The organism is Streptomyces sp. NPDC008092 (genome assembly GCF_042957285.1).
GTDB lineage: Bacteria > Actinomycetota > Actinomycetes > Streptomycetales > Streptomycetaceae > Streptomyces.
On the sequence record NZ_JBIBHY010000011.1, the window covers coordinates 336,301 to 347,049 of the forward strand.

A 10,749-nucleotide genomic window follows, 5' to 3' on the forward strand; every position below is an offset into this window, starting at 1 on the left:
CCTAGCCCAGCCGGGGCTTGATCTCTTCGAGGAAGATGGTGCGTTTCTGGTCCGCCGTCAGGTGGCATGCCGAGGCCCGGTCGGGAGCCAGCAGGGGGCGTTCGTTCACACAGCGCCCCGCGCCCGCCACCCGGTCCTGGAAGGTGCAGCGCGGATGGAAGCGGCAGCCGGAGGGCGGGGTCAGCAGGGAGGGCGGGGTACCGGGGATCGGGCTCAGCGGCGTGCCCAGGTCGGAGTCGAGGCGTGGCATCGAGTTCAGCAGGCCCCAGGTGTAGGGGTGCTGGGGCGCGCGCAGGACCTCGTTCGTCGTGCCACGCTCCACCGCGCTGCCCGCGTACATCACCATGATGTCGTCGGCCATGTCGGCGATCACCCCCAGGTCGTGGGTGATGAAGATGATGCCCGATCCGAACTCCTGTTGCAGGTCCTTGAGCAGGTCGAGGATCTGCGCCTGGACGGTCACGTCCAGGGCGGTGGTCGGCTCGTCGGCGATGAGCAGGTCCGGGTCGCAGACCAGGGCCATGGCGATCATCGCGCGCTGCCGCATACCGCCGGAGAACTGGTGCGGGTAGTCCTTCGCCCGCTCCTTCGGGTTGGGGATGCCGACCTTGGCGAGCATCTCGACCGCCCGGTCCCAGGCCGCCCGCTTGGAGGCGCCCCGGTGTTTCATGAACGGTTCGGCGATCTGCCGGCCGACCGTGTAGTACGGCGACAGCGCGGTGAGCGGGTCCTGGAAGATCATGGCGGCCTTGTTGCCGCGCACCTTCTCCAGTTCGGACTCGCGGGCGGTGATCAACTCCTGGCCGTCCAGGAGGATCTCGCCCTCGACCGTGGTGAACTGGGGGTTGTGCAGGCCGAGGACGGTCAGGTTGGTGACCGACTTCCCGGAGCCCGACTCGCCGACGATGCCGAGTGTCCTGCCTCGCTCCACGTCGAACGACAGCCCGTCCACGGCCTTCACGATGCCGTCCTCGGTCTTGAAGCTGACGTGCAGGTCCCGCACCGAGAGGAAGGCACCCGTGTCGGCCGGCCCGGGGGCGCCGGCGTCCTTGGTCAGAGTGGTCACGACGGTTCTCCTCCTGCCCGGCCTAGGACAGCCGGACGCGCGGGTCGATGAACGCGTAGCACGCGTCGACGAGGATGTTGAACAGCAGGATCATGGAGGCGGAGAACAGCATGACGCCGAGCAGCAGCGGCAGATCGCTGAACTGCACGGATTCCACCGCGAGGCGCCCGAGGCCGGGCAGTCCGAAGGTGTACTCCGTGATGATGGCACCGCCGAGCAGTGCCCCGAGGTCGATACCGAAGATGGTGACGATCGGGATGAGCGAGCCACGCCAGGCGTAGCGGAAGAAGACGTATCTGCGGGACATGCCCTTGGCGCGGGCGGTGCGTACGTGTTCCTCCTGGAGCTGCTCGATCATCGACGAGCGCGCCATACGGGTGTACTGCGAGGCGAAGATCGTGGACAGCACCACCCACGGGATGATCAGCCCGGTGAACCAGGTGACCGGGTTCGCGGTGAAGTCGTTGTAGGCGGGCTTGTCGAAGATGTGGGACTGGTAGACCAGCGCGGCGAGCGCCAGCGGGCCCAGGAAGTAGATCTGCATCGAACTGATCACCATCGAGCCGGCGGTGACCGTCTTGTCGAGCAGGGTCCCCCGCTTCCACGCGGCGAGCATGCCGGTGCCCAGACCCACGAACAGGAAGACCACGGAGGCGCCCAGGGTCAGCGAGAGCGTGGTGGGCAGACGGTCCATCATGGTCGCCCAGACCTGGTCGTTGGTGTGGTACGAGTACCCGAAGCAGGGGGCGGGGCAGGGGCCCTGGGCGAACTTGTCGCTCCCCAGGATCAGGTTGTGCAGGAAGATCCAGTACTGCTCGGGGATCGACTTGTCGAGGCCGAGCACATGGTGGATGTTGGCGAGGCTGGTCGGATTGCACGTCTTGCCGCACATCAGCAGGGCCGGGTCGCGTGGCATCCCGAAGAACAGCAGGAACGTCACGATGCTCAACAAGAAGAGGATGACGACGGCACCGAGGATCCGGCGGACGAGGAAGCGCAGCATGCGAGGGGGCTTTCTGACGTCGGCGGGCCGGGCGGTACCCGGTGCGGTGTCGCCCCGAGGGGCTCACGCACCGGGTACCGGGCTGGCGGATGGGGTTACTTGATGTACAGGCGACGCGGGTCGATGCCGCCGATCACGTCGTCGTAGACCATGCCGCCGACCTTGGAACCGGCGATCTGGACCTGCTTGTAGTCGATGGTGGGAACGGCGTTGATGACGTCCTTGACCAGGTACTGGTCGATCGCCTCCCACGCGGCCGCCGACTTGACCGGGTCGGTGATCTTGTTCGCGGCGTCGATGTCCGCGTTGACCTTCGGGTCGTTGACGTGCGAGTAGTTCGGCGAGCCGTCGGCGATCGCGCGGCCGTCGAACAGCGGCGGGATCACGGTCGAGGCGGACGGCCAGTCGGCGCCCCAGGCGGAGGCGTAGATGTCGTAGTTGTTGTCGACCTTGCCGACCTGGTCGTAGTAGGTCTCGGCCGGGATGTCCTGCCGCTGCACGTTGAAGCCGGCCTTCTCCAGGGCCGCGGCGATGGCGGTGGAGTACTGCTGGCCCTCGGGCGTGTTCTGGTAGCCGTAGGTCAGCTTCAGACCGAGCTTGCCGGCCTTCTTCAGCAGCGCCTTGGCCTTGGCCGCGTCACCGCCCGGGTTCTTCTTCTTGCCCCACGGGTCGAAGGAGGCGTCGTAGCCGCTGACGGTCGGGCTGATGTAGCCGCCGGCCACCTCGGCGGCGGCGCTGCCGCCGAACGCGCGGATGATCGGGGTGATCGGCAGGGCGTAGGCGATGGCCTGACGGACCGCCTTGTCCTTGAGCGCCGCGTGGGACTGGTTGATGTTGATCTGGCCGACGTAGGGCTGGTAGCCGGCGACCGTACGGGCCTTCACGGTCGCGTCGCCGCCGAGCACCTTGGTGATGTTGCCGGCGTCCACCGAGTTGTTGAAGCTGATGCCGGTCTGGTCGGCGCCGGTGTCGGCCAGGAGGGCCTTGGTGGAGTCCTCGTACTGGACGTTGAACGTGAAGTTCATCTGGTCCACGTACTGGTTGCGGATCGGGTCCGTCTTCGGGTCCCAGTTGGTGTTCTTGACCAGCACCATCGACTTGCCGGACTTGAACGACTGGATCTTGTACGGGCCGCTCGTCACCGGGGCCTTGTCGTACTTCTCCTTCGTGTCGCCCTTCTTGGACACGACGTCGTAGCCGGCCATGGCGAGCGCGTACGGCAGGTCCGGGTGCGCCGTCTTGAAGTGGAAGATGATGGTTTTGCTGTCGGGCGTCTCCAGGATGCTGTCCGGCAGGTGCTTGCCCTTGTAGGGGCCGTCCGGGAGCAGCTTGCGGTAGTCGGCACCGTTGGTGTCGGCCAGCCACTGCTGGAGGTACGTCGGGCCCTGGTTGATGAAGGACGCGAAGAGCCGCTCGAAGGTCTGGCGGAAGTCCGCGGACGTGATCGGCGTCCCGTCCGAGAACTTGATGCCGTCCTTGAGCGTGTACTTCCAGGTCTTGCCGCCGTCCGTGGTGGTACCGGAGTCGGTGGCCAGGTCGCCGACGACCTCGTGCCCGCTGCCCTTGTCGTTGGTGGACTTGTACCCGGTGAGACCTCTGTGGATCAGTGTGGCGAGCGAGCCCTCGTCGGAGACGTAGATCTGCCCCGGGTCGAGGTGCGCGTACGAGTCGCGCTGCAGCACTTCCAGGGTGCCGCCGGTCTTCGCGCCCGGCACGGCGGCCGCGGGACCTGTCGAGTCAGCCGCGTCACCGAACTTGATCGAGGCCTGCTGCCGCTTGGCGTTCTGCTGGTCCTTCTTCTCGTTGTCGCTGGCGTTGCTGCCGCCTTTGCTGCAGCCGCTGAGCACGAGTGCCCCCGCCGCGAATATCGACAAAGCGGCGTATGCATGGCGTCCGCCCCTACTCATCACTGAAGTCTCCACCCATCTGTGTGTACGCCGGTGCGAAGGAAATGGCCGTGCGGTATCCGGGCGAGGACGCCCACCAACTGTCGGTCAGCGCGCCGTCTTGGGATCGAAGGCGTCCCGGACCGAGTCCCCGAGCAGGTTGAAGGCGACGACGAAGACGACCATCGAGACGCCGGGGAAGAACATGTACGTGATGTCGTTCTGCAGGACGAGCTCGGTCGAGGCCTTGGAGAACATCTGGCCCCAGTCGGGGGTGGGCTCGACGATGCCGACACCGAGGAACGAGAGACCGGCCTCGATCGTCACGAAGCTGGGGAGGATGTACGTGGCCTGCACGAGCAGCGGTGTCACCACGTTCGGCAGGATCTCCCTGCGGATGATCCGCCAGGGCGAGGCGCCGCTCACCTTGGCCGCCTCGATGAACTCCCGTTCCCGCAGGGCGAGTGTCGTACCGCGCAGGATGCGGGCGAGGCTCATCCAGCCGAGCACCCACTGGACGACGATCAGGGCGACCACGCGTACGTAGGTCGGCGTCTCGTCGCGCGGGCTGACGAACAGTGAGACCACGACCGGCATGCTGGCGATGAAGAACAGCTGCGAGGGGAAGGCCAGCAGGAAGTCGATGACCCGGCCGATCATGAAGTCGGTCTTGCCGCCGAGGTAGCCCGCCGTGACACCGAGGAGGATCCCGGTGACGACGACCGCGACGGTGACCGCCAGGGAGATCAGCAGCGAGGTCCGGATGCCGTAGATCAGCTTGGTGAACACGTCGTAGCCGTTGCCCGGTTCGAGACCGAACCAGAACTCGCTGCTGATGCCGCCGTTGGGCTGCACCGGCACACCCGCGCTGTCGAAGAGTTCCGGGCGTTCGTCGGCGTAGATCGTGTACGGGTCCTTGCCGTACAGCTTGGAGATCAGCGGGGCCGCCGCCGCGACGAGGAAGAAGAAGGCCACGACGAACGCCGAGATGACACCGGTGCGGTCGCGCTTGAAGCGGATCCACATCAGCTGGCCCGGCGACCGGCCCTCGACCGTCGCCGTTCCGGTCTTCGTGTCGGGCTCCGGTCCGCCGTCCACGACGACCGACCTTCCGCCGCCCTCAATGTCCGTAGGACTTGTCACAGTTCGTCCAATTCACAGGTGTGGGTGTGCCGAACCGGCGGCCGGCACAGGGACACGGCCGCCGCGGCATGATCCGATGAGGCGTCAGAGCGCCCCGCGGCGAGCGGGAATACCGCAGCCGGACGCGCGTAGGCGAGCGGCGGCGCTACCCGGCCGGCCGCTGTCTCAGGACCAACCGCCGGACGAACAAGGACAGTCGGACGCGACGGCCGGAACGGCCGGAGCGGGCGACGGAACCAGAACCCACCTGGTGCCTGTGACACTGCACATGGGACTTCTCCTCATGACTTCACGTGTTCACCGACAGGAGGCTTCCGTCCACACCCTCCGACACCCCTGACGGAGGGCCAGACACCCCCTGGTGCTCGTGAGTCGGGCGCTGTCCCCACAGCGCGAGACCCATTGACCCGAGCGCTACGCGGCTAACTATCTGCCATGAGCCAGGTGCCGACCACTGTCTTTAAATCTCAATTCAGTCACAGCTGGCGCGTAGTTCTTCCGAAAAATGGACAAAGCGTTCGACGGGAGAAGGCCGCGAAACGGACTTGTTACATGGCTATCGGGCGTGGATCTCCGCATTTCGGACACGGGTCCAGGATTGGCCGAGTCGCGCCCATTCGAAATCGGGTTGCAAAAAACCCGGGTACCCCCATCATGGGGGCACCCGGGCTCAAGTGTCCGGCGATCAGGCCCGATCAGCCGTGCTTGGCGCGGCTGGCGGCGCGGGCCCGCTCGCGGGCGTCCAGGTTCACCTTGCGGATGCGAACGGCCTCCGGGGTCACCTCGACGCACTCGTCGTCACGGCAGAACTCCAGCGACTGCTCCAGCGACAGCTTGCGCGGCGGCACGATCGCCTCGAACGAGTCGGCCGACGAAGACCGCATGTTGGTGAGCTTCTTCTCCTTGGTGATGTTCACGTCCATGTCGTCGGAGCGGGAGTTCTCACCGACGATCATGCCCTCGTACACCTCGGTGCCGGGGTCCGTGAACAGCACACCGCGCTCCTGGAGGTTCGTCATCGCGAAGGCGGTGACGGCTCCGGAGCGGTCGGCGACCAGCGAGCCGTTGTTACGGGTCTGCAGGGTGCCGAACCAGGGCTCGAAGCCCTCGTGGATGGAGTGACCGATGCCGGTGCCACGGGTCTGGGTCAGGAACTCGGTCCGGAAGCCGATGAGACCGCGCGACGGCACCACGAACTCCATGCGGACCCAGCCGGAGCCGTGGTTCGACATGTTGTCCATCCGGCCCTTGCGGACACCCATGAGCTGGGTGACGGCGCCCATGTGCTCCTCGGGCACGTCGATCGTCATGCGCTCGACGGGCTCGTACGTCTTGCCGTCGACGTCCTTGGTGACCACCTGGGGCTTGCCGATGGTCAGCTCGAAGCCCTCGCGGCGCATCTGCTCGACCAGGATGGCCAGCGCCAGCTCACCGCGGCCCTGCACCTCCCAGGCGTCGGGGCGCTCGGTGTCCAGGACCCGGAGGCTGACGTTACCGATCAGTTCGCGGTCGAGGCGGTCCTTGACCTGGCGGGCGGTGACCTTGCGGTCCTTGACGGCCGCCTTGTTGTCCGCGCCCTTGCCGGTGCCGCCACGGCCGACCAGCGGCGAGGTGTTGGTGCCGATGGTCATGGAGATCGCCGGCTCGTCCACCGTGATCAGCGGCAGCGGGATCGGGTTCTCGGTGTCGGCGAGGGTCTCGCCGATCATGATGTCCGGGATACCGGCGACGGCACAGATGTCACCGGGGCCCGCCTTCTCGGCGGGCTTGCGGGTCAGCGCCTCGGTCATCAGCAGCTCGGTGATGCGCACGTTGGACATCGTGCCGTCACGCTTGATCCACGTGACGGTCTGGCCCTTGCGCAGCTCGCCCTGCTCGACCCGGAGGAGGGCGATACGGCCGAGGAAGTTGTCGGCGTCCAGGTTGGTGACGTGGGCCTGGAGCGGGGCGTCCTCGTCGTAGGTCGGGGCCGGGATGTGCTCCAGGATCGTGGAGAAGAACGGCTCCAGGCTGGTGGAGTCGGCCGGGACCGTGCCGTTCTCCGGCTTGGTCAGCGAGGCGATGCCGTCGCGGCCGCAGGCGTAGACGATCGGGAACTCGATCTGCTCCTCGTCCGCGTCCAGGTCGAGGAAGAGGTCGTACGTCTCGTTGACGACCTCGTCGATGCGCGAGTCCGGGCGGTCCGTCTTGTTGATGCACAGGATGACGGGCAGGCGCTGCTGGAGCGCCTTGCGCAGCACGAACCGGGTCTGCGGCAGCGGGCCCTCGGAGGCGTCGACGAGGAGGACCACACCGTCGACCATCGACAGGCCGCGCTCGACCTCGCCGCCGAAGTCGGCGTGGCCGGGGGTGTCGATGATGTTGATCGTGATGACGTCCCCCCCGTCCTTGGGGTGGTACTTCACCGCCGTGTTCTTGGCCAGGATCGTGATGCCCTTCTCACGCTCCAGGTCGTTCGAGTCCATCATGCGGTCGTCGACGCCTTCGAGCTGGTGCGCTGCGAACGCGCCGGCCTGCTTCAGCATGCCGTCGACGATGGTCGTCTTGCCGTGGTCGACGTGGGCGACGATGGCGACATTGCGGATGTCGTGGCGCGTGGCCATAGTGCGGCGTACTCCCGGAGTGTGAGGAAGGGGCCTGCGCGTACGTCTGTGTTACGCGGACCCTGCCGGGCTGAACACGCCACGGCCTCACCCCATGGTACGTGCACTCTCCAGCAGGGGCTCGCCGGGCCGCCCCCGCCCTACCTCCCGCTCGGGCTCGGCGAGGCGTTCGCCCCCTTCTTCAGGAAGCCCATGTCCTGGTAGACCGGGGTCTGGAAGCCGAAGGCGCCCACGTTCACCAGGTCCTTCCGGGCGGCCACGAGCTGCGGCCGCTGGTACAGCGGCAGCGACCCCGCCGACGCCCAGATCCTGGAGTCCGCCTTGCGCAGCAGCCCGTCCGCCTCGTCCTCGTCCAGGGTGCCCAGCGCCTGGTCGAAGAGCTGGTCCACCTGGTCGGTGCCGACCCGTGTGTAGTTCTGCTCGACGTTCAGCGAGCCGTCGGCCGCCACCACCGGCTTCGCGTAGATCGGCCGCGCGTCCGTCGCCGGGAACGCGGACGACGGCCACGAGTACAGCGCGAGGTCGTACTGCCCGGCCGCGATGTGGTCCTTGAAGTAGCTGTCGTCCGAGACCTTCTGGATCTCGGTCGCGATGCCCACCCGGTCCAGCATCTGCGAGATCTGGCCGGCGACCGCCTGGAGGGTCTCCGAGCCCGGCCCCGAGGGCAGCACGAACCGCAGCGAGAGGGCCTTCCCGTCCTTGGCCAGCGGCCCGGCCGGCGCCCCGGCGCCCCTGGGCGCCGCCGTGCCCTTCGGCGCGTAGGCCCCGGGCGCCCCGTGCGCGTGGTCCTTCTGGTGGTCGCGGGTGTCCTTGTCGTAGGCCTTGTCGTCCTCGCCGACGATGTACTGCCCGTCGTGCCCGCCGTCCGACTCGTCGCCCTGCTCGCTGCCGTCCTTCTTCTTGTCGCCCTTCTTCTGGTCCTCCGCGCCGGCCGCCTTGCCGCCGGCCTTGACCGGTCCGCCGACCACCCAGCCCGCGTCGGCGAGCAGCGCCTGCGCCTCGTGGGTGTCGAGGCCGCCGATCGCCCCGCTGCCGTCGGTGTAGGCGGCCTGACCGGACAGGGCGACGTGGCTGCCGACCGGCACCGCGGGCAGTCCCAGCGGGGTGAGGACCAGCTTGGCGAGCGCCTTGCGGTCCAGGGCGCGGGCGACGGCCCGGCGCACCCGCTCGTCGGCGAGCGGGCCCTCGGAGCCGTTGAGGGCGAGCTGGGTGTAGGCGGGCTCCAGCGACCTGCGGACGCCGAAGTCGCGCAGCTCGTGCTGCTGCTCCAGCCACTTCGCGACGCTCCTGCGGAGCTTCTTCGGCCCCTTCGGCAGCTTCTCCTCGTCCATGCCGAGGGTCAGCGCCCAGGACCGCAGCTTCTTGGCCGAGGTCTTCCCGGCGCCCTGCAGCGGCAGGCCGGTGCCCTTCTCGCGGCCGGCGAGGGTGATCCGGTCGGCCTCGGCGGCGTCGATGTCGGCGACGTCGACGGTGCCGGCGGCGAGCGCGGAGGCCCGCTTGTCGCGGTCCACGGCGTGCAGGTCGATCTCGTCGAGCTTGGCCGGGCGTCCCCACCAGCGCGGGTTGCGGGTGAGGACCACGTCCTTCCTGGCGGTGTCGACCTTGTCGACCCGGAAGGGACCCGCGGTGACGGTGAGCTTGCGCCGGGCGCCGTCGTTGAAGGCGTCCGGGGTGCCCATGACGTCCTTCGGGTACAGCGGCGAGAACAGCGATTTCCAGTCGGCGTACGGCCGGTCGAAGGTGACCCGGACCTCCAGGTCGTTGGCGCCGCGCTCGATCTGGGCGATGCGGTCGTAGCCGGCGTTGCGGGCGGTCCAGTAGGCGGAGTCCTTGCCGGACAGGGCGCGCCACTGGGCGGCGAAGTCGGCGGCGCCGATCTCCCGGCCGTCGCTCCAGACGGCCTGCTGGTCGAGCTTGTAGAGGACGACCTGGCGGGGCTCGGTCTCGATGACCTTCGCGGACTCCAGGTAGTCGGGGTTGCGGACCGGCTTCCCGGTGGCGTCGATGGTGAACATCGACGGCAGGACGGCCTGGGCGACCCGGGTGGTGCCGGCGTCGGCGTCGGCCTGGAAGGTGTTGAGGGTCTCCGGTACGGCGTCCACGGCCAGCTTCAGGGTGCCGCCCTCGGCGACCGCGTCCCGGGCGACCGGCAGGATGTCCTGCCCGGCCAGGGGCTTGCTCGCCTCGTCGTCGGAGCCGCAGCCGGCGAGGAGGGGCACGGCGAGGGCGCCTGCGGCGAGGAAGCCGACGGCTCGGGTGACGGTCCGCTGGTGGCGCCGGGAGGTGCTGCCGTCGTTCGGGTGCGGCGCCGTCGTGGCTGGTCGCGCCCACGCGGCGGAAGCCGCAAATTCAACGACGCCCCGCGCCCCTGAAGGGGCGCTGTGGCTGACGTCCTGGTGAGACATCTCTGCTTACCTCCGGGAGGCCCCTTGGGTGCGATCTGTTCACATTTGGGGGTATTTTGGAGTTGATCACATGTACTCAGAAGTACGGACCCCACTGAAATGGACGGGGTCCGTCGGCCGGGGACGACACGGCGGCCGGGGCCGTCAAACCCCACCCGTGCGGCGCAATCCCGGCGTGAACAGAGCGCGTGCGGGCGTGCGACGGAGGCGCGCAATCCGCCAATCGCTGCACATGGCTTCACATCGGCAGGTGTGACGCGCAACACTCGCAGGCGCATGAACGTTGCCGCCTTGGACATCGAAGTCCGCGGAAGTGAGGTCACGTCATGTCCGTGCACGACGACCTGACGTCAGTCCAGCGTTGCCTAGAAGACCTGAACCGGTCCGTCGGCCGCCTGGAGCAGCAGCTCGGGAGCGGCGGACTGGAGATGCGCCGCGTCCGCGCCGACGCCGATCACCTGCGCGAGAGCGTGGCACTGCTGCGGGAGGCGGCCCACACCGGCGCCCCGAGCAAGCGCCCCGAGCTCGTGACCATCTCCGACGACCCGTACGACATCAACCTGTGGACGGACACGGACGACGAGGGTCTCGGCGCCCGCGACCGGCGCGCCCCCTAGGAGCGCCCGCCCGCAGGCCCCGACCC

At 68.1% G+C, this 10,749-nt stretch carries 7 protein-coding genes; 1 reads left to right on the forward strand and 6 read right to left on the reverse strand.

Annotated elements, in window-relative coordinates:
- Nucleotide 1: 1 nt before the first annotated feature.
- From ACFZB3_RS33560 to ACFZB3_RS33585, 6 genes are all read right to left on the reverse strand, one after another.
- Entirely contained in the window at nt 2-1,066 is a 1,065-nt protein-coding gene (locus ACFZB3_RS33560) for an oligopeptide/dipeptide ABC transporter ATP-binding protein (protein ID WP_391382078.1), read from the reverse strand.
- A 22-nt stretch (nt 1,067-1,088) separates the two neighbouring features.
- Nucleotides 1,089-2,069, reverse strand: a complete 981-nt coding sequence (locus ACFZB3_RS33565) for an ABC transporter permease subunit (protein ID WP_391382080.1) — start codon at nt 2,067-2,069, stop codon at nt 1,089-1,091.
- A gap of 95 nt (nt 2,070-2,164) precedes the next feature.
- Nucleotides 2,165-3,976 (reverse strand): ABC transporter substrate-binding protein, encoded by a 1,812-nt coding sequence (locus tag ACFZB3_RS33570; protein ID WP_391382082.1) that lies wholly within the window; start codon nt 3,974-3,976, stop codon nt 2,165-2,167.
- Between the two features lie 87 nt (nt 3,977-4,063).
- Nucleotides 4,064-5,098: an ABC transporter permease subunit gene (locus ACFZB3_RS33575; RefSeq protein ID WP_391382084.1), complete on the reverse strand. Its 1,035-nt coding sequence runs from the start codon at nt 5,096-5,098 to the stop codon at nt 4,064-4,066.
- A gap of 695 nt (nt 5,099-5,793) precedes the next feature.
- Nucleotides 5,794-7,701, reverse strand: a complete 1,908-nt coding sequence (typA, locus tag ACFZB3_RS33580) for a translational GTPase TypA (RefSeq protein ID WP_391382086.1) — start codon at nt 7,699-7,701, stop codon at nt 5,794-5,796.
- Between the two features lie 140 nt (nt 7,702-7,841).
- Nucleotides 7,842-10,106 carry an ABC transporter substrate-binding protein gene (locus ACFZB3_RS33585; RefSeq protein ID WP_391382089.1) on the reverse strand — a complete coding sequence of 755 codons (2,265 nt, stop codon included), beginning with the start codon at nt 10,104-10,106 and terminating at the stop codon, nt 7,842-7,844.
- Nucleotides 10,107-10,432: 326 nt separating this feature from the next.
- Here ACFZB3_RS33585 and ACFZB3_RS33590 point away from each other — a divergent pair, with 326 nt between their 5' ends.
- A complete protein-coding gene (locus tag ACFZB3_RS33590) occupies nt 10,433-10,723 on the forward strand; it encodes a hypothetical protein (RefSeq protein WP_391382091.1) in 291 nt (96 codons plus the stop codon).
- Nucleotides 10,724-10,749 lie beyond the last annotated feature (26 nt).